The sequence below is a fragment of the Rubrivirga litoralis genome, from assembly GCF_031846415.1.
Taxonomy (GTDB): Bacteria; Bacteroidota; Rhodothermia; order Rhodothermales; family Rubricoccaceae; genus Rubrivirga; species Rubrivirga litoralis.
Genome location: NZ_JAVRHT010000030.1, coordinates 1 through 25,790, shown reverse-complemented (window position 1 = coordinate 25,790; position 25,790 = coordinate 1). Strand labels below are relative to the sequence as shown.

General features: G+C 74.1%; 24 protein-coding genes. 10 read left to right on the top strand and 14 right to left on the bottom strand.

Features of this window, described 5'->3' with window-relative positions:
* Positions 1 to 127 precede the first annotated feature (127 nt).
* Entirely contained in the window at positions 128 to 397 is a 270-nt protein-coding gene (locus RM540_RS12280) for a NifU N-terminal domain-containing protein (RefSeq protein ID WP_311664493.1), read from the top strand.
* 424 nt (positions 398 to 821) lie between these two features.
* On the opposite strand, the gene RM540_RS12275 is transcribed toward RM540_RS12280, so the two are convergent.
* The 6 genes from RM540_RS12275 to RM540_RS12250 form a co-directional block, all read right to left on the bottom strand.
* A complete protein-coding gene (locus RM540_RS12275) occupies positions 822 to 2,006 on the bottom strand; it encodes a ribonuclease D (RefSeq protein ID WP_311664491.1) in 1,185 nt (394 codons plus the stop codon).
* Positions 2,003 to 2,605 carry a redoxin domain-containing protein gene (locus RM540_RS12270; RefSeq protein WP_311664489.1) on the bottom strand — a complete coding sequence of 201 codons (603 nt, stop codon included), beginning with the start codon at positions 2,603 to 2,605 and terminating at the stop codon, positions 2,003 to 2,005. Before RM540_RS12270 ends, RM540_RS12275 begins: the two co-directional genes overlap by 4 nt.
* A 68-nt stretch (positions 2,606 to 2,673) precedes the next feature.
* On the bottom strand, positions 2,674 to 3,240 hold the full coding sequence (locus RM540_RS12265) for a TlpA family protein disulfide reductase (protein ID WP_311664487.1): 567 nt from the start codon (positions 3,238 to 3,240) through the stop codon (positions 2,674 to 2,676).
* A gap of 174 nt (positions 3,241 to 3,414) precedes the next feature.
* Entirely contained in the window at positions 3,415 to 5,067 is a 1,653-nt protein-coding gene (locus RM540_RS12260; RefSeq protein WP_311664485.1) for a M14 family metallopeptidase, read from the bottom strand.
* A gap of 33 nt (positions 5,068 to 5,100) precedes the next feature.
* Entirely contained in the window at positions 5,101 to 6,618 is a 1,518-nt protein-coding gene (locus tag RM540_RS12255; protein ID WP_311664483.1) for a sodium-dependent transporter, read from the bottom strand.
* 116 nt (positions 6,619 to 6,734) lie between these two features.
* The gene (locus RM540_RS12250; RefSeq protein ID WP_311664480.1) at positions 6,735 to 7,778 is read right to left on the bottom strand and encodes a ParA family protein; all 1,044 of its coding nucleotides are present in this window, start codon (positions 7,776 to 7,778) and stop codon (positions 6,735 to 6,737) included.
* 441 nt (positions 7,779 to 8,219) lie between these two features.
* Here RM540_RS12250 and RM540_RS12245 point away from each other — a divergent pair, with 441 nt between their 5' ends.
* Positions 8,220 to 9,818 (top strand): apolipoprotein N-acyltransferase, encoded by a 1,599-nt coding sequence (locus RM540_RS12245; protein ID WP_311664478.1) that lies wholly within the window; start codon positions 8,220 to 8,222, stop codon positions 9,816 to 9,818.
* 101 nt (positions 9,819 to 9,919) lie between these two features.
* Here the strand turns inward: RM540_RS12245 and RM540_RS12240 are convergent, their stop codons facing one another.
* Positions 9,920 to 10,387 (bottom strand): GNAT family N-acetyltransferase, encoded by a 468-nt coding sequence (locus RM540_RS12240; RefSeq protein ID WP_311664476.1) that lies wholly within the window; start codon positions 10,385 to 10,387, stop codon positions 9,920 to 9,922.
* A complete protein-coding gene (gene asd, locus RM540_RS12235; RefSeq protein ID WP_311664474.1) occupies positions 10,384 to 11,460 on the bottom strand; it encodes an aspartate-semialdehyde dehydrogenase in 1,077 nt (358 codons plus the stop codon). Before asd ends, RM540_RS12240 begins: the two co-directional genes overlap by 4 nt.
* 529 nt (positions 11,461 to 11,989) lie before the next feature.
* On the opposite strand from asd, the gene folD reads away from it, so the two are divergent.
* The 4 genes from folD (at position 11,990) to RM540_RS12215 (ending at position 16,612) form a co-directional block, all read left to right on the top strand.
* Positions 11,990 to 12,868: a bifunctional methylenetetrahydrofolate dehydrogenase/methenyltetrahydrofolate cyclohydrolase FolD gene (folD, locus tag RM540_RS12230; protein ID WP_311664472.1), complete on the top strand. Its 879-nt coding sequence runs from the start codon at positions 11,990 to 11,992 to the stop codon at positions 12,866 to 12,868.
* Between the two features lie 4 nt (positions 12,869 to 12,872).
* Positions 12,873 to 14,027 (top strand): mechanosensitive ion channel family protein, encoded by a 1,155-nt coding sequence (locus RM540_RS12225; RefSeq protein WP_311664470.1) that lies wholly within the window; start codon positions 12,873 to 12,875, stop codon positions 14,025 to 14,027.
* Between the two features lie 78 nt (positions 14,028 to 14,105).
* Positions 14,106 to 14,981 carry an SDR family oxidoreductase gene (locus tag RM540_RS12220; RefSeq protein WP_311664468.1) on the top strand — a complete coding sequence of 292 codons (876 nt, stop codon included), beginning with the start codon at positions 14,106 to 14,108 and terminating at the stop codon, positions 14,979 to 14,981.
* Positions 14,982 to 15,058: 77 nt separating this feature from the next.
* Complete coding sequence (locus RM540_RS12215; protein WP_311664521.1) at positions 15,059 to 16,612, top strand: GMC oxidoreductase; 1,554 nt, start codon at positions 15,059 to 15,061, stop codon at positions 16,610 to 16,612.
* Between the two features lie 106 nt (positions 16,613 to 16,718).
* On the opposite strand, the gene RM540_RS12210 is transcribed toward RM540_RS12215, so the two are convergent.
* The 6 genes from RM540_RS12210 to RM540_RS12190 form a co-directional block, all read right to left on the bottom strand.
* Positions 16,719 to 17,072 carry a DUF5615 family PIN-like protein gene (locus RM540_RS12210; protein ID WP_311664466.1) on the bottom strand — a complete coding sequence of 118 codons (354 nt, stop codon included), beginning with the start codon at positions 17,070 to 17,072 and terminating at the stop codon, positions 16,719 to 16,721.
* Positions 17,069 to 17,296, bottom strand: a complete 228-nt coding sequence (locus RM540_RS16420; RefSeq protein ID WP_349256326.1) for a DUF433 domain-containing protein — start codon at positions 17,294 to 17,296, stop codon at positions 17,069 to 17,071. The genes RM540_RS12210 and RM540_RS16420 overlap by 4 nt, the downstream gene beginning before the upstream one ends.
* A gap of 196 nt (positions 17,297 to 17,492) precedes the next feature.
* Positions 17,493 to 18,362 carry a DUF6236 family protein gene (locus tag RM540_RS12205; protein ID WP_311664464.1) on the bottom strand — a complete coding sequence of 290 codons (870 nt, stop codon included), beginning with the start codon at positions 18,360 to 18,362 and terminating at the stop codon, positions 17,493 to 17,495.
* A gap of 106 nt (positions 18,363 to 18,468) precedes the next feature.
* On the bottom strand, positions 18,469 to 19,458 hold the full coding sequence (locus RM540_RS12200) for an MDR family oxidoreductase (protein WP_311664462.1): 990 nt from the start codon (positions 19,456 to 19,458) through the stop codon (positions 18,469 to 18,471).
* Between the two features lie 73 nt (positions 19,459 to 19,531).
* A complete protein-coding gene (locus RM540_RS12195; protein WP_311664460.1) occupies positions 19,532 to 19,678 on the bottom strand; it encodes a DUF1328 domain-containing protein in 147 nt (48 codons plus the stop codon).
* A gap of 125 nt (positions 19,679 to 19,803) precedes the next feature.
* Entirely contained in the window at positions 19,804 to 20,295 is a 492-nt protein-coding gene (locus RM540_RS12190; RefSeq protein ID WP_311664458.1) for a hypothetical protein, read from the bottom strand.
* Positions 20,296 to 20,368: 73 nt separating this feature from the next.
* Here RM540_RS12190 and RM540_RS12185 point away from each other — a divergent pair, with 73 nt between their 5' ends.
* The 4 genes from RM540_RS12185 (at position 20,369) to RM540_RS12170 (ending at position 25,790) form a co-directional block, all read left to right on the top strand.
* Positions 20,369 to 20,920 (top strand): inorganic diphosphatase, encoded by a 552-nt coding sequence (locus tag RM540_RS12185; protein ID WP_311664456.1) that lies wholly within the window; start codon positions 20,369 to 20,371, stop codon positions 20,918 to 20,920.
* Between the two features lie 86 nt (positions 20,921 to 21,006).
* Positions 21,007 to 22,134, top strand: a complete 1,128-nt coding sequence (gcvT, locus tag RM540_RS12180) for a glycine cleavage system aminomethyltransferase GcvT (RefSeq protein WP_311664454.1) — start codon at positions 21,007 to 21,009, stop codon at positions 22,132 to 22,134.
* Positions 22,131 to 22,874: a 2-phosphosulfolactate phosphatase gene (locus tag RM540_RS12175; RefSeq protein WP_311664452.1), complete on the top strand. Its 744-nt coding sequence runs from the start codon at positions 22,131 to 22,133 to the stop codon at positions 22,872 to 22,874. The genes gcvT and RM540_RS12175 overlap by 4 nt, the downstream gene beginning before the upstream one ends.
* Before the next feature lie 303 nt (positions 22,875 to 23,177).
* A complete protein-coding gene (locus RM540_RS12170; protein ID WP_311664450.1) occupies positions 23,178 to 25,790 on the top strand; it encodes an FtsK/SpoIIIE family DNA translocase in 2,613 nt (870 codons plus the stop codon).

Sequence of the window (25,790 nt, the reverse complement as noted above, 5' to 3'; positions counted from 1 at the left end):
ACGGAGAGGGGAGGTGCGCACGGAGGGGGCAGGGCCTACACCGGAGGCGCCGCCCAGGTTGCCGGAACCGGGCGACGGCCGCTCGGGTCCCTCCGCCCCGCTCTCTGACCCTCCCCTCTCTGCACCCGTGACGATCCAGACCCGCCCGACCCCGAACCCGAACAGCCTCAAGTTCGAGGTCGAGGGCGCCCCCGTCATCGACGCCGGCCTGCTCGCGTTCCACTCGCTCCGCGAGGCCGCCGCGCACCCGCTGGCCGCCGAGCTGTTCGCGCTCCGCGGCGTCGAGTCGATCATGATGGTCCCCGACTTCGTGACGATCACGAAGCACCCGGCCGCCGACTGGGACCTGCTGGCCGAGGGCGTCGAGCGCGTGCTGACCGAGCACCTGGCCGCGTAGGCCGCCCCGCCTCCCGCGGGCGGGGTGGCAAGCGGGCGGGGTGGCGCCCCCGCCCCGCCCCAATCCTGCGCGGGAGGCCCGAACTCGTCCGCCCCGCCGGCCCGCACCGACCGGGTCCCGGCCCGCGTCCCGGCCGCGGACGACGTTCTCGACCGCCCCGCCCCAGCACCCCCCGCTCCCCGGCGATCGCTCTGCTCCCAGGCTGGGGAGCTGTCTCCCTTGTTCAAAGGGGACAGTCCGAGCGCCCTTGAGCGCAGCGATGGGCGGGCGGACGGGGGGTGCCCCGGGCGGGGCGGCCAGATCAGGCGAGGCCGCGGATTGTGGGCGGGGCGGGCGTCGGCTCTCGCCCGCCCGGATACCAAAGCCGCCCGCCGTGCCACCGCCCCGCCCGCGGTGGGCGGGGCGGCTCACCGCGAGCGGCCCGCTACCGGCCCGCCGCGGGCGGGGTGGCGACGGGCCAGCCGTCCGGCCCCTCCAGGCCGACGGCGAGATCGCCGCGGAGGAGGGCCTCCAGGTCGCGGCCGACGAAGTCGTAGCGCCACCCGGGGAAGGCGTCGGCCACGGCGTCCGGCCCGGCCTCGACGAGGTCGGCCAGCTGGGACTTGGTGGCGACGAGCACGGAGTCGACGCCCTCGCGCTCGCACCGCCCCGCCAGGAACCCCTGGGCGACGAGCAGGCGGGCGGCGCGGCGCTGGTCCTCCGGCCCCGGGCGGCCGCGCCGCGCGACGTGCTCGGGCTCGGCGTCGACGCCGGCCTCGACGGCGGCGAGCAGGCCGTCACCGTAGCGGCCGATCTGGCGGTCGGTGAGCTTGAGGCGGCGGAGGTCGTCGCCTGACTGCGGCCCGCGCTCGGCGACGGCGACGAGCGCCTCGTCGGGGAGCACCATCCGGCGCGTCCGGTCGAGCGCGCGGGCCTCGCGCTCGCGCCACGCGGCGACGGCGCGGAGCACGGCGCGCTGGCGGCCCGACATCCGCCCGAGCCCCCGCCCCTTGACGCGGTCGACGGCGTCGTCGGGGTCGGCCTCGTCGTAGAGCGCGGGGTCGTCGTACCGCTCCATCTCGGACGCCACCCACCCCGCCCGATCCCGGGCCTCGGCCTCGTCCAGGATCTTCCGGCGGGCGTCGAGGAGGTAGCGGACATCGGCGGCGGCGTAGCCCAGTTGGCTGTCGGTCAGCGGCCGGCGGAGCCAGTCCGACCGCGTCTCGCCTTTCTCCAGCCGCACGCCGACCGCCCACTCGACGAGGTCCTGGAGTGAGAGCGTGGCCGAGAGCCCGACGAGCCCGGCCGCCCGCTGCGTGTCGAACGCGTTGACGGGCTGCGAGCGGGTCGCGCGGGCGAGGATCTGGAGGTCCTGAGCCGCGTCGTGGAGCACCTTCTGCACGCCGGCGTCTTCGAGGAGCGCGCCGAGCGCGGCGAGGTCGGGGATGGCCGTCGTGTCGAGGAGCGCGATGTCCTCGCCGCCCAGGCCAACCTGCACGAGCCCGAGGCCGGCGTAGTAGGTCCGCTCCCAGACGAACTCGGTGTCGAGCGCGACGGCTTCGAGGTCGCGGGCGCGTGCGACGACGTCTTCCAGGCCGGAGGTGCTGTCGATCAGGGGGACGTCACTCACGAGCGCCCCTTGATCGTGCACCCGAACGCCTGCGTGCGCATGACCTCGACGGGGAGGCCGGCGATGCTCTGGTCGAGGGCCTGGCGGAGGTACGGCGTGCGGACGCGGTCGGCGTCGACCGGGCTGTCGTCGATGGCGCCCTCGTAGACGAGCGTGCGGTCGGGTCCGTAGAAGAAGACGTGGGGCGTGCTCCGCGCGCCGAACGCGGCCGCCAGCGAGCCGTCGACGTCGTCGACGTAGGGCGCCGCGAGGCCGGCCGAGGCCGGGCGCCGCCGCGGCGCGGGCGCGGCCGTGGGGACGGCGGCCGGCCCCTCGGACGTCACGAGCACGAAGCCAACCCCGGCCGGCCCGTAGCTCGCGACGAGATCGGACAGGCGCGGGGCGTAGCGGTCGTCCCAGGGGCAGGCCGTGCTCCAGAACACGACGACGAGCCCCTCGGGGCCGGCAGCCGAGCCGAACGACAGGCTCGACCCGTCGGCGGCGCGCAGCGTGCGGTCCGTGAGCGGGAGCGGCGTGGGGTCGGCCGTCTGGGCGCTCGCAGCGCCGGCGGCGAGGGAGAGCCCGACGAGAGCCGCTAGAACGGCGGAGAATCGAGTCACAAGGAGATCGGTAGAGGGTCGGTAGGCCACAGTGGGCGGGGCGGGCGGGGCGGCTCCGTCTCCTTCGCTCAGGAGTCGGACGGCGTTCCGCCGGCGCGGATCGTCGCGACGGTCTCCTTGAGCTCGGGGTACCGCAGCAGGCCGACGTGCGTGTGCTGCACGATCCGGTCGGCGTCGAGGACCATCGTGATGGGGAGGGCCGCGCCGACGAACGGGTTGAGCTCGCTCGTCACGTCGCCCTGGCCGGTGTAGAGGTACGACGGGTCCTCGACCTCGTGCTCGGCGAGGAACGCGCGGACGGCGGCCAGCTCGCGGGGATCGTCGAGCGACACGAACCGGACGTCGACGCCCTGGCCGTCCATCTCCTCGTCGTAGCGTGTAAAGTCGGGGAACTCGACGCGGCACGGGCCGCACCACGTTGCCCAGAAGTTGAGGACGACCCAGTCGGCGTCGACGCCGTCGAGGTCGTCGACGAGCGCCTTGGCGCTCGCGATCTCGACGATGGGCTGGTCGTCGTCGACCGTCGCGGCGTCCGCCCCGCCCTCGCCGGCCGTGCCGGCGGAGGCGTCGGGCTGGCAGCCGGCGACGAGCGCGAGGGCCAGGAGGAGGGCGAGGGGCGGGGCGGCGGTCTTCATGGGCGGAATCGGGGGCGCTGCACGCTCAACGCGCGCGGGCGGGGCGGAGTGCCCCGGGCGGGGAGGGAGACGAAACGGAGGGGCAGGCGGGGCGCCGGACGAAGACCACCCCGCCCACGGACGTCGGGGGAAGGGCGGGGCGGCCGCGTCGGGCGGGGCGGCTCCTCTCCCCCGTCACTCCCCCACCCCGCCCGGCACACGCTGGATGGGGCCGGTCTGGCCCGGCCGCCACGCCACGGCGGGGACGACGCCCCAGGCCACGACGCCGTCGTCGGAGCGGGGATCGAGGAGGGCCACCACGAGGCGCCCGAGCGGCTGGTCGACGGGGACCACGAGCGACGGGGCCAGGCGCGGCGGGCTCCCGGTCTCGGCGGGGACGGGCTCCCACTGCCCCCACACCTCCTGCATCTGGACACCCTGCGACGGCCGCTCGGCCACGGCCACGCTGTCGACGCGGAACGCCTCGCGGGCGACGCCCCACACGTACTCCTCGCGGTACGCGATCCCGTGCGCGTCGAGCAGGCGGACGACGGCGTCCTTGTGCTCGCCGGTCACGACGTAGACGGCCGGCGCCGTCGTCGTCTCGGACGCGGCAAAGCGAACGAACGCCGGCATCGTCTCGGGGCGCCGCACGTCGCGGCGCCGGAGCATCGGCGCGCCCGTGACCGGGTGGGACACGGTGTCGGCCTCGCCGAGCAGGACCTCGACGGGCTCGGGGAGCGCCGCGAACGTCGCCCGAACGGCGACCTCCTCGCCCACGACGCGGTCGCGGTCGGCCTCGTCCGCGAGCGCGCGGATCCGGGACGCGTGGCGTGAAGCGTAGTCCAGAACCTCCTCGACAAACCGCTTCGACGCCGCCACGCGCTCGGCGAACGGGGCGTAGCTGTAGGCCTCGGCGAGGATCCCGAACCGGCCCCGCAGCCCGACGTAGTTCGTCGAGAACCGGGGCTGCGGGCTGAACGAGTACCACCCGCGCGGGGCCGTCGCCGCCTCCCCGAACGCGCCGGGCACGTTGCCGTAGTGGTACGTCGCGAGGTCGTAGCGCGCCCGGAGCGCGGCGGTCACGGCCGGGAGCCACCGCTCCCACAGCTCGCGGTCGACCGCGGGCGGGGTGGCGGGCGAGAGCGGCGGGGCGTACGTGAGGTCGTAGCCCATGAGCGTCCCGTTCGTCGTGTGGAGGTCGAGGACGACGTGGGGGTCGAGGTCGCGGATCAAGCCGACGAGCGCGCGCGCCTCGGGCGAGGCCAGCTTGGTAAAGTCGCGGTTGAGGTCGAGCCCCTGCGCGTTCGTCCGCTCGCCCATCCCGCCGACCGGCCCGAGCTGGAGCGGGCGGTTGTCGTGGGCGATCCGCTCGTTCCCGTCCGCGTTGTAGAGCGGGGCGACGGCGACCACGAGCGAGTCCGCCCAGTCGTCGTGGCGCCCGGCGGCGAGGTCGCGGAGGACGGCGAGGGCGGCCTCCTTGCCGGCCACCTCGCCGCCGTGGATGTCGGCGACCACGAGCACGCGGGTCTTCCCCGTGGCCCGCGCGGCGGCGGCCGAGGGCGCGCCCCAGACGGCGAGCGGGAGCGCCCGCCCCTCGACGGTCTCCCCGAACGTCGAGACCGCCACCCCGCCCCGGCGGTCTGCGCCCCGCTCCTCCAACTCGCCGAGGAAAGCGGCGACGTCGGCGTAGGTCGAGGTCTCGCGGTAGTCGGCTTGCTCGGCGCGCGTCGTGAGCGGGGCGGTGGCGTCGGCGGTCGCCGCCCCGCCCGCGGCGGCGCAGCCGGCGAGGACCGCCCCGCCCACGAGGGCGGCGAGCACGAACAGGAGCGGGGCGGGATGGGTCATCCAATAGGGGCGGCCGACGGTGCGTGCGGCACGTTACGCACCGGGCGGGGCGGGGCGGGGCGGCTCCAGGGCGCCGGTGCGCCGGGCCATCCAGCGGTTGAAGGTCAGGAAGACGGCCAGCGCGAGGCCCCACTGGAGCAGGCACGTCGCCGCGCTGAACGGCTCGGTCGGGTCCCACCAGCGCGCCGTAAAGTCGGCCGTCGTCGCCTGCCAGAGCCACCAGCCGAGGAGCACGGCGGCCTGGACCGGGATCGCCCACTTCAGCCACGCGCCCCAGACGCGCGGGAGCGGCCAGTCCGACGGCGTCGAGACCTCGGACATCAGCCGCCCCGCCCCATAGCGCGTGACGGCAAAGGCCACGAAGGCGCCCGAGATCACGAGCGCCACGCCCCACACGAAGTCCTGGTTGGCGAACACGCCGCCCCAGACCGCGCTGGGCACGCCGACCGCGAACGCGGCCACGCCGACGGCCGGGACCGCGCGGCGCCGGGCGACCCCGAAGTCCACGACGACGCGAGACGTCAGCTCGACCATCGAGATGAGCGACGAGAGCGCCGCGAACGTGAGCGCGAGGAAGAAGGCGACGGCGAGCGGCTTCCCCAACGGCATGGCCGCGAACAGCTGCGGCATCCAGATAAACGTGATGCCCGTGCCCGCCGGCCCCGACGTCCGCATGACGTCCAGGACCTCGGCCGGCGCCCGCTGAGCGCCCAGGACCGCGAACACGATCCCGAACACCATCGTCGCCGCGAGCAGCGACACGAGGTTGTTGCCGACGCCCGTGAGCACGGCGTTCCGCACGATGCCGTCCTCGCGGCGCATGTAGGCCGCGTACGTCAGGATGAGCCCCCACCCCGCCCCGGTGTCCCACGCGTTCTGCGTGAGCGCTTCGAGCCAGACGGCCGGGCTCGCGAGGACCGACCAGTCCGGCGTGAAGAGGTAGGCCACGCCCGCGCCCGCGCCCGGCAGCGTGACGGCCCGGACCACGGCCACGACGACGATGGCGAGCAGCGTGGGGACGAGCACGCGGTTGACCCGCTCGATCGACGACACGCCGCGGAGGCACACCACGGCCGCCGTCCCCATCATGACGGCATGGAGCGCGACGGGCAGGCCCGACGCCTGGAAGGCGTCCCACGACGCCTGCGCGCCGTCGAGCGTGAGCGGGAGGCCGGAGACGAGCGCCCCGCCCGTGTAGTACAGGCACCACCCCGCCACCACGCTGTAGTAGCACATGATGGCCGCGGCGACGAAGGCCACGAACGCGCCCATCCACGCCAGGCGCGGCCCGGCGAGCGCCGCGACCGTGCCCACGACGCCCTTCCGCCCGCGCTGCCCGAGCGCGTACTCGGCGACGATGAGCGGGAGGCTCCATGCGACGAGGAACACGAGCCAGGCCACGAGGAACGCGCCCGCGCCCTCCTCCCCGCCCGTCTTGGCCGCGATGCGCGGGAACCGCCAGATGTTGCCGGTCCCGACGGCGATGCCGAGCACGCTCAGCAGGAGCGTCCACCGGGACGAGAAGCGGGCGTCGGCCGAACGGGTCGCCATGCGCTAGAACGAAGGTGCAGGTGGGTACAGGGTACTCGGTACGAGGTACGCGCGCGCCGAGGCCAGATCGGGCCGTACCTCGTACCCGGTACCCCGTACCAACCTGAAGGGTGCTCTTACGGCGTCGCGTCCGAGCCCGACGCCACCCCGCCCGGGCGCTCCGCCCCGCCCCGGGGCGCCTCGCCGCCGTCGGGCGCGGCGGGCGCGGCGGGCAGGCCGCCGGACACTCGGTGGCCGTTCAGGGCGCCGTCGCCCCCCCGCTCCGCGGGCGGGGCGGGCGAGCCGGACGCCGGCGCGGTCGGCGCCGCCTGCGCCGTTGGCGGGGGCGGGGCGGGCACGTCCTGAGCCTCTGGCGGGGCGGCCGGGGCGCTCTCCGCCGCGCTGTCCGCGGGCGGGGCGGTGGCGGCGGCGTAGAGGTGCCGGGCGATCTCCTTGGCCGCGTTCCGGTAGTCGACGGCCCCGCGCGTCGTGACGCCGGCGTCGAAGACGGTCCGCCCGTCGCGGCTGGCCGCGGCCAGCGACGAGCTGGTGCGGATCGGCGTCTCGAGCACGGCCTCGCCGTACTTGCCCCGGAGGTACTCAGCGTACTTCGCGTGCCGGTTGAGGCGGCCGTCGACCTGGGTGAGCAGGAACCGGGGGACCGAGAGGCGCGGGTTCAGCTTGTCCTGGACGAGCCCGCACGTCTGCCACGTCTGCTCGGCACCCACGACCGGCTGGTACTCGGGCGTCACCGGGATCACGACGAGGTCGGACGCCACGAGCGCGTTCATGGTGAACGGCGAGAGCGCCGCGGCCGTGTCGATCAGGACGATGTCGTAGTCGTGGGCCGTCTGGAGCGTCTCGCGCAGCCACAGGACGTCGGTCGGCCGGGTCATCCTGCGGAGCGCCTTCGTGAGCGCCATCGACGAGCCGATCAGGTCGAACCCGCTCACGGTCTGGACCGGGAACGAGGCGAGGTCGGCCGAGGCGTCGAGGAGCCCGAGCGCCGAGTGCTCCGGCGGCGGCTCGCTGGCCCCGAGCATGCGCGTGAGGAACCCCTGGGGGTCGAAGTCGATGACCAGGACGCGGCCGCCCGCGTGGCCGAACGCGGCGGCGAGGTGGATCGACGAGGTCGTCTTTCCAGTCCCTCCCTTGTGGTTGCAGACGGTGAGGACAGGCACGGGGTGAGCCGGGGGCCAGTGAGGCCCCGAACATACGGTCGGGGCCGGGCGGGGCGGCGTAGGGCAGAGCGGCACCGCCCCGCCCGCCTCTAGCGGCGGCGCTGCCTACTTCGTCGTCCTCGCAGAGCAGACCCGGAGGGCGGGGTGGAGGTGTTGGCTCGGCCGCCCCGCCCTCGACCGCTGCTCCGGCGTCCTCGCCTTCCCCAGCTCTCGGTGAACGGTAAGGCTGGCGAGTCCTATGGCGGCTACACAAGTAGCAAGACTCAGAAACCGTTTGGTTGGAGTTCTCCCTCCCCCACCGGGGGCGGGCCGGACCCAAAGGGCGGGGTGGGGGATGGGCGTTGGGGTGGGCGCCGAGGGCGAGGCGGGCGAAGTCTCCGCCCCCGTATTAAGCCGCGGCGCGCACGCGCCGATACGCCGCAGGCCTTGCCCCCGCTGCCCATGGGACGTCGCCGTCCGTCCGCCCTGCCGCTGAACTCGCTCGGGTGGTCGCTCGCGGGCGCCCTCGCCCTCGCGCTCAGCCTGCCCCCGCTCGGGGTCTATCCGCTCGCGTGGGTCGGCCTCGTCCCGCTCCTCGTCCGGTGGAGCGCGCGGCGGCCGTCGTGGGCCTACGCCCGCGAGCTCTACGCCGTGCTCCTGGCCGCGAGCTGCTGCGTCGGGTTCTGGGTCCTGTTCAACCCCGACCCGGGCACGGCCGCCCTGGGCGGGGCGACGCTGTTCCTGGTGCCCGTCCCGCTCACGGCGGCGTTCGTGCTGTCGGGGGCCGTCCGCCACCGGCACGGGCTCGGGGCCGGGCTCGTGGCGCTCGCGCTGTACGTGATCGCGGCCGAGTTCCTCCTGCTCCAGACGTCGGTCACGCTCCCGTGGCTGCTCCTCGGTCACACGCAGGTCGCGGGCCTCGAGTTTATCCAGATCGCGGACCTGGGCGGCGTCTCGCTGCTCAGCCTGTGGGTGCTCGCCCTCAACGGGGCCGCGTTCCTCGCGCTCCCCCGGGCGGGGCGGGCCGGCGAGCGTGGCGTCGCGGTCGCCGCCTTCGCCACGCTCGTCGCCGTGCCCGTGGTCTACGGCGCCGTGCGGACGGCGCAGTCGGACGTGCCCACGGGGTACACGCGCGTCGGCGTCGTGCAGCCCGGGCTGTCGCCGCGGGCGTGGGCGGAGGCGCCGGCCGAGGACCGCGTCGAGCTCCTGGCCCGCGCCTCCGACGCCTTTCTCGCCCGGTGGCGGGCCGACGCCGCGGCCCCGGACAGCGCCGCCCCGCCCGATCCCGCCCCGCCCGACCCCGACGCGGTGCGTCCCGACGGGCTGCGCGCCAGCGGGTACGGCCTGCTCGTGTGGCCGCGGGCGTCGCTCCCGCGCCCAGGCTCGGCGGCCGAGGCGGCGGCCCTCTTCGAGACGCTCGACCGGTGGGCGGGGCGGCGGGACCTGTCGCTCCTGGCCGGCGCGCGGCTCCCGGCCGGCGACGACGGCGAGGCGGCGAGCGCAGCCGTCCTCGTCCGCCCCGGCGCCCCGGCGGCCACGTACCTCCAGATGCGGCGGGTCTCGTTCGCCGACGCGGCCGGCGTGACCGGCGACCGCCGCGCGCTCCTCGACACCGGCGGCGCCCGCGTCGCGGCGGCGGTCGGGTTCGAGTCCGTGTTCGGCGACCACGTCCGCCGGTTTACGCGCGACGGCGCCGACCTCGTCGTGGTCCTCGCGCGCCACGACCTCTGGGGCCGCTCGGCCGGGCTCGACCAGCACCTCCTGTTCACGCGGCTCCGGGCCGTCGAGTCGCGGCGGTCGGTCGTGCTCTCGACGGTCAGCGGGGGCTCGGCGGTGATCCAGCCGGGCGGGGCGGTGACCGAGGTGGCGGGGTGGATGGAGCCCGACGTGGCCTCGGTCGACGTGCCGCTGTTCCGGGGCCAGACGTTCTACGTCCGCCACGGGGACTGGCTCGGGCGCTGGGCGCTCGGGCTGGCGCTCGCGCTCTCGGTCGCCGCCGTGGCCGTCGGCCGGTACGCCCCCCGCCCCGCCCCGAAGCGCCGGAAGCTGGCGCCGGCGTAGAGGGGACTGGAGACTGAAAGATGCCCACCCCGCCCGCATATCGCTGGGCGACAACGGGTTGACAGGATCTCTTCCACCCCGCCCTTACCTCCTCTCTTCCTTTACTTGAGCGGCAGCGTCACCGTGACGGAAAAGTCCTCGGCGCCCTGGCGCGCCCAGAACGCCCGCCCCGCCCCGTTCGCGGCGAGCACGCCCGCCCGGAGCTCCGTCGCCCTGCGCTCCGTGCCCCAGGCGCGGGCGGCGCCGAGGAGCGCCGAGGCGAGGCCCCGGCCCCGCGACGCCGGGCGGACGTAGAGGTCGTCGACGTAGACGAGCGAGACCGGCGCGTACATCGGCGTCGTCTCGTAGAGGTGGGCCGTGAGGAGGCCGACCGGCGTGCCGCCGTCGAGTCCCAGCCAGACGGCGTCGCGCGGGCTCCGCAGCCAGTCGCGGACGTCGGTCGTCCACCGCTGGACGGCGTCGTCGGCGAGGCGGTAGCGGGCGTCCTGCGCCTCGTGCTCGCGGTGGAGAGCCGTCCACAGCGCGACCGCCACGTCGCGCTCGGCCGGGCGGGCGGGGCGGACCGTCACGCGACCGCCCCGGCCAGGCGGCCCTCGTGCGCGAGGAGCTCGGCGTTGAGGACCGCCCCGCCCGCGGCGCCGCGGACCGTGTTGTGGCTGAGGACCACGAACTTGACCCCGAGCACCGGGCAGTCCTGGACGCGCCCGACCGACACCGTCATGCCGCCGCCCAGGTTCACGTGCGTCCGCGGCTGCGGCGAGGCGTCGTCGTCGAACACGGCGAGCGGGCGGGGCGGGGCGGTCGGCAGCCCGAGCCCGGCGAGCGGGCCGCGCCACGACCGCAGCGCCTCGGCCACGTCGGCCGCGCCCGCGGGCTCGCGCAGGCGGACCGAGACCGCTTCGAGGTGGCCGTCGACGACCGGCACGCGGTGGCACTGGGCCGAGACCGTGATCTCGGCGTCGGCCACGCCCGCCGCGCCCAGCGTGCCCAGGATCTTGCGCGTCTCGACGGCCAGTTTCTCCTCCTCGCCCGCGATAAACGGGACCACGTTGCCCAGCGCGTCGAGCGCCGGCACGCCCGGGTACCCCGCCCCGCTCAGCGCCTGCATCGTCACGACGTGGACGGCGTCGACGCCGAACGCGTCGTGGAGCGGCTTGAGCGCGAGCGCCAGCCCGACCGTCGAGCAGTTCGGGTTGGTGACGACGAACCCACCGGCCGCCCCGCCCCAGTCCTGGCGGTCGACGAGCGCGAGGTGGTCCGGGTTGACCTCGGGGATGAGGAGCGGGACCGCCGGGTCGAGCCGCCAGTTGCGCGCGTTCGAGACGACGGCGTAGCCGCGCCGCGCCCAGTCGGCCTCGACGTCGCCGGCCACGCTCGCGTCGAGGCCCGAGAACACCACGTCGGCGTCGGGCGCCGCGTCGACGCCCTCGACCACGAGCCCGCCGATGCGCTCGTCGAGCGGCTCGGCCTGGAGCCACCGGGCCGCCTCGCGGTACGGCTTCCCCGCCGACCGCTCGCTGGCGACGAGCGAGACGACCTCGAACTGGGGGTGGCCGGCGAGGAGCCGGACGAACGTCTGCCCCACGGCGCCGGTGGCGCCGAGGATCGCGGCGCGGAGCGTGGGGGCGGGCGGGGTGGGCATGGGCGGGGCGGTCCTGGAGCGGGCGGAGCGGGCCGGCCAAGTTCGCACCCGGGCGGGCAGCGGGCAGCGGGCAGCGGGCAGCGGGCAGCGGGCAGCGGGCAGCGGGCAGCGGGCAGCGGGCAGAAGATGCGCCACCCCGCCCGCAGAACGCGAGGGCGGGGCGGCCGTCGTAGCGGCGTTGCATGCAACGCCGTCGAGCCGCGGCGCCCAGGCGGGGTGGCGGCGCCCGTGGCCGCCCCGCCCGCAGGAACGCGCCGGCCCCGATCCGCAGGGACACCGCGCGTGGTGCCCGCACGGGGCCGCGGTCCACCGCCCCGCCCGCGCCGAGCGGGGCGGCCATCGCACGGGCCAAGGGCGGGGCGGCGCCTGCCAAGACCGCCCCGCCCCCGGCCCGCGGTGCCGGCGGCGCCTGGGCGGGGTGGCCTGCCGCCTCTTCTCCTCCCCTCCTCTTCTCCCCCCTCCGCTCCCGTCCCGGCTCGGTAGCTTGGCCGCCCCGCCCACCGGGCCGCCGGCCCCCACCCCGCCCCGCATGGCCGAGATCATCGACGGAACCGCAGTCGCCGCCGCCGTGCGCGCCGAGGTGGCCCAGGACGCCGCCGCGTTCCAGCGCGAGCACGGCCGCCGCCCCGCCCTCCGCGTGGTGCTCGTCGGCGAGCACGCGGCGAGCCAGTCGTACGTCCGCGCCAAGGCGCGGGCGGCCGGCGAGGCCGGGATCGACGCCGAGACGCTCGCGCGCCCGGCCGACCTGAGCGAGCGCGACCTGCTCGCCCTCATCGCCCGCCTCAACGCCGACGACGGCGTCGACGGCATCCTCGTCCAGCTCCCGCTGCCGGACCACGTCGACGAAGGCGCCGTGATCCGGGCCGTCGACCCGGCCAAAGACGTCGACGGGTTCCACCCCGAGAACGTGGGCCGGCTCGTGCTCGGCGAGCCCACGCTCGAGCCGTGCACGCCGGCCGGCATCGTCGAGCTCCTGCGGCGGACGGGCGTCGAGACGTCCGGCGCCCACGCCGTCGTGCTCGGGCGGAGCAACATCGTCGGGAAGCCGCTCGCGAGCCTCCTGCTGCGGCGCGGCCTCGACGCGACGGTCACCGTCTGCCACAGCCGGACCCGCGACCTCCCCGCCCTCGCGCGCCAGGCCGACGTGCTCGTCGCCGCGATCGGCCGCGCGGGGTTCGTGACGGCCGACATGGTGAAGCCCGGCGCGGCCGTCGTCGACGTCGGCATCAACCGGGTCGACGACGCCTCGCGCGAGCGGGGCTACCGGCTGGTCGGCGACGTCGACTTCGACGCGGTCGCCGACGTGGCCGGCGCCATCACGCCCGTCCCCGGCGGCGTCGGGCCGATGACGATCGCCATGCTCCTCGCCAACACGGTCGAGGCCGCGCGGCGCCGCGCGGCGGTCTAGCCGCGTGCAGGCCGCCCCGCCCCCCGCCGGCGCCGCGCCCGCCGACTCGGTCGCGGCCGACTCGGCCGCCGTCGACTCCGTGGCCGTCGACTCGGCCGTAACGCCCCTCGACTCGGTCCTCGTGGACCCGAGCGAGGGCGTCGGCGCGCTCGGCCGCAACGTGGGCCAGGCGACCGAGGCGCTCGCCGAAGGCGACGTGGGCGTGGCGCTGGACATCCTGCTCCAGGCCGTCCTCCGGTTCGCCATCGAGAACCTGCTCCCGGCCGTTCTCGTCGGGCTCGCGTTCTGGGTCGTGTACCGCGTGGTGCAGGGGCTGCTCCGCCGGGCGCTCCAGCGCGCGCGCCGGGTCGACGCCGGGGTCCAGCAGCTCATCCTCCGTTTTACGCGGTTCACGGTCCTGGCCATCGCGACGATCGCGGTCCTCGACGAGCTCGGCATCGCCATCGCCCCGTTTATCGCCGGGCTCGGCATCGCGGGGATCGCGCTCGGGTTCGCGGCCCAGGACACGGTCCAGAACCTGATCGCCGGCGTCACGATCCTCCTCGACCGCCCGTTCGCCGTCGGCGACAACATCGAGCTCCAGGACACCTTCGGGACCGTCGAGGAGATCACGCTGCGGACGACGCGCGTGCGGACGCTGAACAACGAGATGGCCATCCTCCCCAACGCGACCGTCATCTCGGCCAAGGTCATCAACCACTCGATGCTCCGGGCGCTCCGCGTCGTCGTCGCCTTCGGGATCGCGTACAAGGAGGACCCGGAGGAGGCCCGCCGCGTGGCGCTCGCGACGACGGCCGGCGACGGCCGGCTCCACCCGGACTACGACCCGAGCGTGGCCGTGACCGGGCTCGGCGCGTCGTCGGTCGACATGGCGCTCCGGCTCTACCTCCGCGACCCGCAGCTCGAGATCCCCGTCCGCTTCGAGTACACCGAGCGCGTGTTCCAGGCGCTGCGCGCGGCCGACATCGAGATCCCGTTCCCGCACCTCCAGCTCTTTATCGACGAGGCGAAGGCGTTCGAGGGCACGCCGCTCCTGGGGCCGGACGGGGCGGCCGTCCGGGGCGCCCAGAACGAGCCGCCCAGGGAGCCGCCGCCGGTGGAGCCGCCGGGCGGGGCGGACGACGAGCCGAGCGGGCGGGGCGGCTCAGGAGCGTCCTGAGCGTGGACGCTTCACGCTGGTTTTCAGGAACGACTGAAAATGAGGGCGGTTTGGTGGACTCCCCTACGCTGCTCCCCTATGTCTGACCTCTCCGGCCGCACGGCCCTCGTCACCGGCGCCTCCACCGGGATCGGCCGCGCGGTCGCCGTCGAGCTCGCCCGGCGCGGCGCGCGCGTGGCCGTCAACTACCCGTACGAGCGCGAGCGCGCCAACGCCGAGGAGACGGCCCGCCTCGCCGAGGCCGCCCGCGCGGACGCGCTCGCCGACCGCCCCGCCCCGCCCGACAGCCGGGCGGGTGGGGTGGCGACCGACGACGGCGCCGTGTGCACGCTCGTCCGCGCCGACGTGTCGCGCGAGGTCGAGGTCGAGGCCATGTTCGAGGTGATCGCCGAGGCGTGCGGGCCGGTCGACGTGCTGGTCAACAACGCGGGCATCCAGATCGAGGAGCCGGCCTCGCACGAGACGACGGCGGCCCACTTCGACCAGGTCCTCGCGGTCAACCTCCGCGGGGCGTTCCTGTGCTCGCGCGAGGCCATCCGCGGCTTCCTCGGCATCGAGCCGCGCGAGGGCGGGGCACGCGGCGTGATCGTGAACGTGTCGAGCGTGCACCAGAAGATCCCCCGCCCGCACTACCTCTCGTACGCGGTCTCGAAGTACGGCCTGCACGGGATGACGCAGACGCTGGCGCTGGAGTACGCCGACCGCGGCGTCCGCGTAAACGCCATCGCGCCGGGCGCGACGCTCACGCCCATCCAGAGCTGGCTGGACGACGAGGCGGCCACGGACGTCGTGCGCAGCCACATCCCCATGCGGCGGATCGGGGAGCCCGAGGAGATGGCCCGGATCGCCGCCTTCCTGGTCTCCGACGACGCCGCCTACGTTACCGGCCAGACCCTGTTCGCCGACGGCGGCCTCACCCTCTACGCCGACTTCCAGGAGCCGTGGAGCGGGTAACGCGGGTGACGAGCGAGGGGTGACGGGTGACGAGCCCTCCGCCCCGCCCGTCACCCTTTACTCATCACCCTTTGCTCGTGTACGACATCTGCATTATCGGCGCCGGCGTCGGGGGCGGGGCGGTGGCCCACGCCCTCGCCCCGACCGGCGCTCGTATCCTCCTCCTAAACCGCCAGGGCTCGCTGCCGCGCGAGGCCGGCAACTGGGACCCCGAGGTCATGTTCTCGGAGCAGCGGTACAAGTCGCCCGAGACGTGGACCGACGGCGACACGGGCGAGCCCTTCCGCCCGGGCATGTACTACTGGCTCGGCGGCAACACGAAGGTCTACGGGTCGGCCCTGCTGCGCCTGCACCCCCGCGACTTTGGGCCGCTCGACACCTACGACGGCCTCTCGCCGGCGTGGCCGATCGCGTACGACGACCTCGCCCCGTACTACGACCGCGCCGAGCGCGCCTACCACGTCCACGGCCGGCGCGGGGCGGACCCGACGGAGCCGCCGGCGAGCGGCCCGTTCCCCCACCCCGCCCTCGCTCACTCGGCGCGCGTGCAGGAGGTGGCCGAAGGCCTGCGGGCGCAGGGCGTCCAGGCGTTCGAGTTGCCGATGGGCGTCAAGTACAGCCACGAGGACCCGGGGGCGGGGGCGTTCGTGCTCCGCGAGGCGTTCGACCTCCTGGGGTGGCCGGCGTTCGACGGCTACCCCGACCTCCTCCACCTCAAGTGCGACGCCGAGACGGCGTCGGTCCTCCCGGCCACGCAGTACGAGAACGTGGACCTGGTGACGGACGCGACCGTGACGCGCATCGGGACCGACGGCGACGGCCGCCGCGCGACGCACGTCGAGGCGACCGTGGGCGGGGTGGCGACGACGTTCCGCGCCGGCACCTTCGTGCTGTGCGCTGGGGCCGTGCAGTCGGCGGCGCTCCTGCTCCGCTCGGCGTCGGACGCGCACCCGGACGGGCTGGCGAACGGGTCGGGCGCCGTCGGCCGCCACTTTATGCGCCACACGACGTCCAAGTTTTACGCCTCGGCGAGCGCGGTGCCCAACCCCTCGAAGTTCCAGAAGACGCTGGCCATCAACGACTTCTACTTCGGCGTCGCGGGCGACCCGGAGTGGGAGCACACGCCGCTCGGGCACGCGCACCTCATGGGCAAGCACCTGGCGCGGCAGCTCCTGGACGACCTCGCCCCGGGCGCCCTGTCGCACGAGGAGGCCGAGGCCTTTACGGCCCACTCGGTCGACTGGTGGATCCAGACCGAGGACCTCCCGCTGCCGGACAACCGCGTCACGCTGGGCACCGACGGCGGCATCCGCGTCCACTACACGCCGACGAACCGCCCCGCCCAGGACAAGCTGATGGACGTGCTCCAGGAGAAGCTGGAGGCCATCGGGTTCGACCGCTTTCTGCGCGTGCCCATGCCGCTCTCGGTCGTGAACCACCAGTGCGGGACGTGCCGCATGGGCGACGACCCGGCCGCGAGCGTGGTCGACCGGGCGGGGCGGGCGCACGAGGTCGAGAACCTGTACCTGGCCGATGCCAGCGTCTTCCCGGCGTCGGGCGCCTCGAACCCGACGCTGACGATCGCGGCCAACGCCTACCGCGTGGCGGACGAAGTCACGGGCCGGCTCTAGCGGGCGGGGCGGCTTCGCAGGGCACGGCCGATCACCCCGCCCTCGCCGCTACTCGGGAGCGGGGTGGCTGAGTGGACCGGAGGACGGGGCGGCCAACACCGGGCTGCTAGCTGCGGACTCGGACCCGCTCCTCGCCTACGATCCAGAGCCGCCGGTCCAGCGGCTCGACGTTCAAGAGTGGGAGCATCCGTTCCAGCACGCCGAGCACGTGCGGCTTGTCCTGCTGCCGGAGCCGGAGGACAACGAGGCCCGGGTAGTCGCTGGGCGGATACGAGCGGATATCGGCAAAGTCTGTGTCGAGCGTGACGAGTGCTCGGCTCTCCCGCTGGCACACGGCCGCCACGTTCGGGTCAGGCGCCCCGCCCATCTCCTGCTCCAGTACCGTTGCCGCATCGTGCTCCGCTCTACGGAAGACGTCAGCCGCCTCGGCCGGGAGGTTCTCGTCGAGCTTGAACCTCACTCTGGGACGGCAACCACGCGCTCTCCTGCGAGATCGGCTGCGTACGCGAGTGCAGCCCGGATGGCCTCCGCCGAGACAGCGGGGTAGCTCCGGGTAATCTCGTCGGAAGAGAGCCCGGCGGCGAGATTATCGAGGACGACGGCAACGGGAACGCGGGTGCCTCGGACACACGCTTTTCCGTGACAAACCTGTGGATCGACCGTGATGTGCTCGCGCCAGTTCATGGGCTTGAGAAGCCACGGGGAGCCGGTTGTTCCGAGCGTGTGGCGGACGAGATCAGAGGCGAGCGGGCGGGGTGGACGTACGGGGCGGCCCCGTGGAGCGCGGCCGACCACCCCGCCTCTCTCCTCACGCCCACCCCGCCCTCACCGACCGGAATCGACGCCGACCCCTTGACTTTCACTTAATAACAGCGGCGGGTTATGCGCCGAACTCCTCTTGCGCTGCGAAGACATAAGCATAGTCCCTCAAATGATCCGGCACCGAATTCAACTTGGGTGCCACACCAACGCCGATATTAATAGCGGACGCTGCGAGCGCGACCCCCGTGCCCACCGCGGGTGGAATACCGAAGGCGAAGGATGCAGCCCCACCTATAATTGCGTCCTTGATAAGATCAGACAGGTTCAGCTCGACCCTCACGCTTCTGAGTCTCCTCTTCAACGCCGACTCGCCCATTACGCGATTCAGGTCGAGTATACTGTTCTGGATCTTATCTACTGCGTAGGACTTAGCTCTCGTCACATCACCCGATGACGCTATGTCTTGGTACAGAGAATCAAGCACAAACCTATACTGATCCAGCTCGTCACGGCGCCTTGATTTAAACTCAAGAACCTGCTCTATTGGCACCTCTGCCAATGGTACCGGAACAGATTTGTAGAGAGACACCTCCGCAACACGAGCCTCGTGTGAGACCGCGGCGGGGAGCACAAGGTTAGCCGAGTTCTGCCCGATGGCCCAAGCGCCTCCCTCAGCGTTATGGCGCTCCGCAGCAATCGTCTGAGCAACAATGAACGACACGCCCATTAACGCAATGCTCCCGCTGAAGCCGCCGAGTTCCACGTGGCTTCGGATGAACACTCCCTCCTGCTCGAGTAGCGCAAAGTCATCCTCTGGAGACGGAGTGATGCCCACCAGATTCTGGTTGGGGAGGTCAATAACGTCCCAGTAAAGGGCATACTCACGGAGGTCAACTGGATCTGTCTGCTGGAAAGCAAAGCTTCCGCCGCCGTCGGACCCCTTGTCAAACTTGAAGGGAGGACAGATTACTATTCCTCTAGTAGGCATGGCTAGATCTTGCAGAGGCGCATAACCAGAGCTTCAGCCGCCCCGCCCACGAGCGGCCACCCCGCCATTATACCCGTCGCCGCCCGCCGAGGGAGCACCGCCCCGCTCACGCGCGCACGTCCACGACCACGCGCCCGACCGTGTCGCCGTCGACGATCCGCCCCGCCCACGGCGGCACGTCGCCGAGCGAGATCACCGTCCGCTCGACCGCGCCCAGCGCGCCCCGCCCGACGGCGTCGGCCAGCCGCGCCCAGGCTTCATCGCGGAGCGAGGGCGGGGCGGTGTTCGAGTCGATCCCGGCCAGCGTCACGCCGCGCAGGATGAACGGGAAGACCGTCGTCTCAAGAGCCGCCCCGCCCGCGAGGCCGCACGCGGCGACGCACCCGTGGCGCTTCGTCGTGGCGAGCAGCGAGGCCAGCGTCGTGCCGCCGACCGAGTCGACGGCGCCGGCCCACGTGCCCCGCCCCATCGGCGCCTCGGGCGGGGTGGCGAGCGCCTCGCGGCCGACGACCTCGGCGGCGCCCAGCGCGCGGAGGTAGCCGTGCGCGCTCGCCGTCCCCGTCACGGCGTGGACTGCGTAGCCAGCGTCGGCCAGGAGCGCCGTGGCCGTCGAGCCGACGCCGCCCGAGGCGCCCGTGACGGCCACCGGCCCGTCGCCGGCGTCGACGCTGTGGTCCTCCAGCGCCAGCACCGAGAGCATGGCCGTGAGCCCGGCCGTCCCGATCCACATGGCGTCCTCGGCCGAGAGCCCGTCCGGCAGGCGGACGAGGTGGTCGGCGTCGGCGCGGGCGCGCTCGGCGTAGCCGCCCCAGCGGTTCTCGCCCGTGCCCCAGCCTGTAAGGATGACGCGGTCGCCGGGCGCCCAGTCGCTCCCGCCGCCGTCCACGACGGTGCCGGCGAGGTCGATGCCCGGGACGAACGGGAACGCGCCGCGGACGATCTTGCCCCGCCCGCTCACGGCCAGCCCGTCCTTGTAGTTCAGGCTCGAGTGCGTGACGTCGAGGAGGACGTCGCCGTCGGGGAGATCGCCCTCGGGGACGTCTTCGAGGCGGGGGTCGATGCCGTCGTCGGTCTTGTGGAGGCGGAGCGCGCGCATGGGGGCGGGGTGGGGACAACGAAAGACGGCGCCCGAGCCGAGCCCGGGCGCCGCGGAGACCCGAAGCGTAGCGCTAAACCAGGAACGCGATGACGGCCAACACGACGGCGGCGATCAGCGCCCACTTGGCCAGGTCCGCAGAGAGCCCGGCGACGCCGCGGAACCCGAGGAGCGCCGCGATGAGCGCGACGACCGCGAGCACGATAAAGATCTCGAACATGGAGGAGGGGGATCAGGTGAAGGGGAGGGCGTTCCACTCGGGAGAGTCCTGAAAGGTTGCACCGCCCCGCCCTGCAGCGCGCTCTGAATCGGTGCGGGGTGCCCTGGCTCCTCCTGGGGGTTGCCCTACCGGCCCGGCACCTCGACGTAGTACGCCCCGCCCGCGCCGCGGCGCACCGAGAACGCGATCGGCCGGTGCTCGCCGTCGTCGCGGCGGACGTCGCCGGTGACGGCCACCGCCCCGCCCGGCCCGCGCTCGGCGGCGCGGAGCGTGACGACGCGGACGGCGTCGAGCGGGACGCTCAGGCCCAGCGCCTCGGCGACGAGCGCGCGCGCGGCCTCGTCGGGCGGGGCGGGGCGGCCCGTCGCCCCGAGCTCGGCGGTGGCGGCGGGGTCCAGCGCGGCGGCCACGGCCGCCCAGTCGTGGAGGCCGATGGCGGCGGCGAGGTCGGCGAGGAACGCGTCCAGCGCGGCGTCGCCGGTGGGGGCCGCCGGGCCGGCCACGGCGGGCGTGGGGGCGGCGGCAAGCGTGGGGAGATCGGACGACGTGGCCGCGCAGCCTCCGAGAAAACCGACGGCGAGGGCAACGGCGACGGCAGCGGGCGGGATCTTAGGCACGGGCTTGGCGGGTTGGGAGCCCGCCAACCTACCCCCCACCCGAGTGTCCCCCCGCCCCGCCCCCCGCGAATCCATGCACCCCTGGCACGACCTCCCCACCGGCGACCCCGCTGGGTGCTTCCAGACCATCATTGAGGTCCCCAAGGGGGGCACGCTCAAGTACGAGCTCGACAAGGACAGCGGGCTGCTCCGCCTCGACCGTGTCCTCTACAGCGCCGTGCTGTACCCGGCCAACTACGGGTTCCTGCCCCAGACGCTCGGCGACGACGGCGACCCGCTCGACGTGCTCGTGCTGATGAACGAGGCCGTGCAGCCGCTGTCGATCGTCCGCGCTCGCGCCATCGGCATGCTCCCGATGCGCGACGAGGGCCGGGGCGACGAGAAGATCATCGCCGTCTGCTGCGACGACCCCGACGTGGCGACGATCAACGACCTCGACCACCTCCGCCCGCACACGCTCCGCCAGACCGAGCGGTTCTTCCTCGACTACAAGATGCTCGAGAACAAGACGGTCGAGGTCCAGGGCTACCAGGGCCGCGAGCGGGCCGTCGAGGTGATCCGCGACGCCGTCAAGCGCTACGCCGAGACGTACGCCACCGAAGAGACCGCGGTCGAGGCCGGCTAGGGCGGGGCGGCCGCCAGCGGGCGGGGCGGATTCGGCGGGCGGGGCGGCGCTACTTTCCGGCCCCTCCTCCACCCCGGCCCCACCCCGTGTCCGAGACCGACCTCCGCACCACCCCGCTCCACGACCGGCACCTCGCCGCGGGCGCGAAGATGGCCCCGTTCGCCGGCTTCGAGATGCCGATCCAGTACTCCGGCATCCTCGACGAGCACCGGGCGGTCCGCGAGGCGGCCGGGCTGTTCGACGTGAGCCACATGGGCGAGTTCAGGCTGACGGGGCCGGACGCGCTCGCGCTCGCCCAGCGGCTCGTCACCAACGACGTCTCGCGGCTCGACGACGGGAAGGCCCTCTACGCCGTCCTCTGCCACGACGCGGGCGGGGCGGTCGACGACCTCCTCGTGTACCGGCTCGCCCACGACGACGTGATGCTCGTCGTCAACGCGTCGAACATCGAGAAGGACTGGGCGCACGTCACGGCGGTCGCCGAGCGGGCCGGGCTGGACGTCGAGCTGACGGACGAGTCGGCCGACACGGCGCTGCTCGCGCTCCAGGGGCCGCGCGCGTTCGAGATCTTCGAGGCCGCGACCGGGCTCGACGTGTCGGACATCGGCTCGTACCGCTTTGTCCGCCCCGCCCCCGGCGACGTGTTCGGCGCCCAGCGCGCAGTCGTCTCGACGACCGGATACACGGGCGAGGCCGGGCTTGAGATCTACCTCGAGAACGAGGCGGCGGGGCGGGCGTGGGACGCGCTCCTGGAGGCCGGCGCCGAGCGCGGGCTCGTCCCGGCTGGGCTCGGCGCCCGCGACACGCTCCGCCTGGAGGCCGGGTTCAGCCTCTACGGCCACGAGCTCACCGACGACACGACGCCCTACGAGGCGAACCTGGGCTGGGTCGTCAAGCCGGACGCCGGCGACTTCGTGGGCCGCGACGCGCTCGTCCAGCAAAAGGCGGACGGCGTGCCGCGCCGGATCGTCGGGCTGGTCGTCGAGGGCCGCGGCCTGCCGCGCGAGGGCTACCCGATCGTGGACGAGGGCGGGGCCGAAGTCGGCGTGGTCACGAGCGGGAGCCAGTCGCCGGCGCTGGGGGCCGGCGTCGCGCTCGGGTTCGTCCCCAACGAGCCGGCGTACACGGCGCCCGGGACGCGGCTCGGGGTCTCGGTGCGGGGCCGCGTGCTCCCGGCGACCGTCACCAAGCCGCCGTTCCACCGCGCCTCGTGAGCGCGCCCGCCCTCGACGTCTTCCTCACGCCGGCCGTCCTGGACGAAGACGCGCTCTACGGCCGGGCCGTCGTCGTGGTCGACGTGCTCCGGGCGTCGACGACGATCGTGACGGCGCTCGAGAACGGCGCGCGCGCCGTCATCCCGGTCGCCGACAAGGGCGAGGCCGGACGCCTCGCGGCCTCGCTCGACGCCGACGTGTCGCTCCTGGGCGGCGAGCGGGGCGGCGAGCGGATCCCGGGCTACCAGGCTGGCAACTCGCCGCTCGAGTACACGCCCGAGGCCGTCGCCGGGCGGACCGTCGTGCTCACGACGACGAACGGGACGGCGGCCATGGCGCGGGCGCGGTCGGCGGCGGACCTCGCCGTCGGCGCGTTCACGAACGCCGACGCCGCGGCCGCCTTTCTCCGCCGAGCCCTCGACGCCGGCCGCCCCGCCGCCGTCCTGTGCGCGGGGTCCGAGGGCCGCGTCTCGCTCGAAGACACGCTCTGCGCCGGGCTCCTGGTCACGCGCGTCGTGGGCGCCGAGGCGGCGGCCGGGCTCTCGGACAGCGTCCAGATCGCGTCCGCCCTGTACCGGGGGAGCGAGAGTCGACTCGCCCGGACGATCTTCGGCGCCCGCCACACGCAGCGGCTCATCGAGCTCGGCCACGCCGACGACGTCGCGTTCGCGGCCCGGATCGACGCGAGCGACGGGCTGCCGGTGTTCCGCGACAGCCGCTTCGTCCTGGACAAGCGGTAGGCGGGGGCGCCCACCCCGCCCGTGCGGCGCAACCGGGCGGGGTGGCACGTCACCCGCCGGTCTTCCACCCCGCCCCGACCGCAGCGCCGTCCTGTAGCGGCGTTGCATGCAACGCCGCTACGCCGAGCCCACCGCGCCCGCGCCTCGTCCACAAAACGGACCGCCCCGCCCGTGGGTCGCCCCGCCCCCGCACGGCACGGGCGGGGCGGCCCGACCCACGGGCCTACGGATCCGGCACCGACCCACGGGTCCACCGGCTTCGGTGTACCTTCACCCCACGCCACCGTCCGTCCCCCCACCCCGGTGAGCAGCACACGCAGCTCGGCGCGGTCCAAAAAGGGCCGCTCCAAAAAGAAGACATCCGCCGGCGGCTTTTCGCGCCAGCGCAAGCAGGAGGTGCTCGGCATCATCCTGATGGCGCTCGCCGTGCTCGTCGGGCTCGCCGTCGTGACGCACGCGCCGGCCGACGACGTGCTCCTGGCCGGCGCCGAGCGCGACGCGCTCTTCGACCCCGGCGACAACCGGGTCGACAACCTGCTCGGGCCGGTCGGCGCGCTGATCGCCAAGGCGCTCGTGGCCGAGTTCCTCGGCTTCCCGACGCTCCTCGTCGTGGCCTGCCTGTTCGCGTGGGGCTGGCTCCTGCTGCGCCAGAAGACGCCCGTCTTCCTCCCGCTCCTGACCGGGCTCGCGTTCGCGGGCGCCTTGTTCCTGGCCTGCTTTTTCGGCTGGCTCGACGGCCTCATCGACGCCGACCTCGCGCGCTGGAGCGGGGCGCTCGGGCTGGGCGTGGCGGGGTGGCTCGTGAGCCTGGGCGGCGTCGTGGGCGCCGGCATCGTGCTGGCCGTCGCCGTCGTCGTCACGGTCCTGCTGGTGTGGGACCGCGACATCCAGACGTCGCTGGACCGGGCCGAGGGCGCTGTGACGTCGCTGGGCGGGGCGGTGACCGAGCGCTGGGCGACGTACCGGACCGGGGCGACCGAGCGGAAGGTGCTCCGCGAGAAGGCGCGCAACGAGGCAACCGCCGAGCGCGACGCGCGGCGCGCGGAGAAGGAGAAGCAGAAGGCGGCGAAGCAGACCGAGAAGGCGTCCGCCCCGCCCGCGAAAAAGGCGGCGCCCCAGAAGGCGCCGGACGAGGCCCCCGCCCCGCTCCCCGCGAGCCCGCCGCCCGTCGAGGCCGCCCCGCCCCGCCCGGAGCCGCCCCGCCCCGAGCCGTCCGAGCCGCTCCCGGCCGCCCCGCCCGCCGTGGGCGACGGGCTCCCGGACGACCCGGTGCTCGACGAGATCGTGGCCGCCGAGCGCGCGGCGCCGGCCTTCCACGTGACCGCGCCGGTCGAGGAGGCCGCCGTCGACCTCGACGCCGTGCGCGCGCCGGTGCCCGACGAGGCCGACCTCCCGTACCAGATGCCGTCGGTCGAGCTCCTGGAGCAGTCCGAGGGCGACCCCGAGGTGGACCTCGACGAGATCGAGGAGAACAAGCAGCTGCTCCTCGACAAGCTCGAGACGTACAACATCCAGATCGACGCCATCGAGGCCGTCGTCGGCCCCACCGTCACGCGCTACGAGCTGACGCCGGCGGCCGGCGTCAAGATCAGCCGCATCACGGCGCTCGAAGACGACCTCGCGATGGCGCTCGCCGCGCCCGGCATCCGCATCATCGCGCCCATCCCGGGCAAGTCGTCGATCGGCGTCGAGATCCCGAACCGGACGCGCGAGATGGTCCGCCTCCGGCAGCTCCTCACGCGGAAGGAGTTCGTCGACGCCGCGCGCGGCGGCAAGATGGCGCTCCCGGTCCCCATCGGGAAGACGATCGAGGGCAAGGTGTTCGTCGAGGACCTCGCCAAGATGCCGCACCTGCTCGTCGCCGGGGCCACGGGCTCGGGCAAGTCGGTCGGCGTCAACGCGCTCATCGTGGGGCTCCTCTACGCCAAGCGCCCGGCCGACCTCAAGTTCGTGATGGTCGACCCCAAGAAGATCGAGCTCAACGGGTACGCCGAGCTCCTCCGGCACTTTTCGGCCATGCCCGAGGACGCCGAGGACCCGATCATCACCGACTTCGCGCAAGCCGCCGCCGCGCTCCGGTCGTGCGAGCGCGAGATGGAGATCCGCTACGACCTGCTCGCCGAGGCCGGCGTGCGCGGGATCGAGGAGTACAACAAGAAGCACGCGGCCGGCAAGCTGGCCGACCTCGGCCCGAAGCACAAGCGGCTCCCCTACGTCGTCGTGGTCGTCGACGAGCTGGCCGACCTCATGATGACGAGCGCCAAGGAAGTCGAGGCGCCGATTGCACGGCTCGCGCAGATGGCCCGGGCCGTCGGCATCCACCTCGTCCTCGCCACGCAGCGCCCGTCGGTCGACGTCATCACCGGACTGATCAAGGCCAACTTCCCGTCGCGGATGGCCTACCAGACGTCGTCGAAGATCGACAGCCGGACGATCATCGACGGGGGCGGGGCGCAGCAGCTGGTCGGCAACGGCGACCTGCTGTACATGAACGGGTCGCGCCTGACGCGCCTCCAGGGGCCGTTCGTATCGGTCGACGAGGTCGAGGCCGTGTCCGGGTTCATCTCGGGCCAGGAGGGCGCCGGCCCCTACCTCCTCCCGCCGATGGACCCGGCCGGCGACGCCCCCGACGGCGCGGCCGGCAACATCTCCGACGACGTGGATGACCTGTTCGAGGACGCCGCCAAGGTCATCGTGCGCAGCCAGCAGGGTTCGGTGTCGCTCTTGCAGCGGAAGCTGTCGGTCGGCTACACGCGCGCGGCGCGGCTCGTGGACCAGCTCGAAGACGCCGGCATCGTCGGCCCGTTCGAGGGCTCGAAGGCCCGCGAAGTGCTCGTCCCCGACGAGTTCCACCTCGACGCGCTCCTCAGCGGCGAGCCCGCCGAGGTGGCCGCCGAGGGCGAGGTAGCGGAGTAG

Excerpts from the sequence above, each read along its gene's own strand:
- RM540_RS12265 (WP_311664487.1), bottom strand. The coding sequence starts at position 3,240 with ATGAAGACCGCCGCCCCGCCCCTCGCCCTCCTCCTGGCCCTCGCGCTC.
- RM540_RS12255 (WP_311664483.1), bottom strand. The coding sequence starts at position 6,618 with ATGGCGACCCGTTCGGCCGACGCCCGCTTCTCGTCCCGGTGGACGCTC.
- RM540_RS12185 (WP_311664456.1), top strand. The coding sequence starts at position 20,369 with ATGCACCCCTGGCACGACCTCCCCACCGGCGACCCCGCTGGGTGCTTC.
- RM540_RS12220 (WP_311664468.1), top strand. The coding sequence starts at position 14,106 with ATGTCTGACCTCTCCGGCCGCACGGCCCTCGTCACCGGCGCCTCCACC.
- RM540_RS12245 (WP_311664478.1), top strand. The coding sequence starts at position 8,220 with ATGGGACGTCGCCGTCCGTCCGCCCTGCCGCTGAACTCGCTCGGGTGG.
- asd (WP_311664474.1), bottom strand. The coding sequence starts at position 11,460 with ATGCCCACCCCGCCCGCCCCCACGCTCCGCGCCGCGATCCTCGGCGCC.
- RM540_RS12260 (WP_311664485.1), bottom strand. The coding sequence starts at position 5,067 with ATGACCCATCCCGCCCCGCTCCTGTTCGTGCTCGCCGCCCTCGTGGGC.
- RM540_RS12200 (WP_311664462.1), bottom strand. The coding sequence starts at position 19,458 with ATGCGCGCGCTCCGCCTCCACAAGACCGACGACGGCATCGACCCCCGC.
- RM540_RS16420 (WP_349256326.1), bottom strand. The coding sequence starts at position 17,296 with ATGAACTGGCGCGAGCACATCACGGTCGATCCACAGGTTTGTCACGGA.
- RM540_RS12205 (WP_311664464.1), bottom strand. The coding sequence starts at position 18,362 with ATGCCTACTAGAGGAATAGTAATCTGTCCTCCCTTCAAGTTTGACAAG.
- RM540_RS12195 (WP_311664460.1), bottom strand. The coding sequence starts at position 19,678 with ATGTTCGAGATCTTTATCGTGCTCGCGGTCGTCGCGCTCATCGCGGCG.
- folD (WP_311664472.1), top strand. The coding sequence starts at position 11,990 with ATGGCCGAGATCATCGACGGAACCGCAGTCGCCGCCGCCGTGCGCGCC.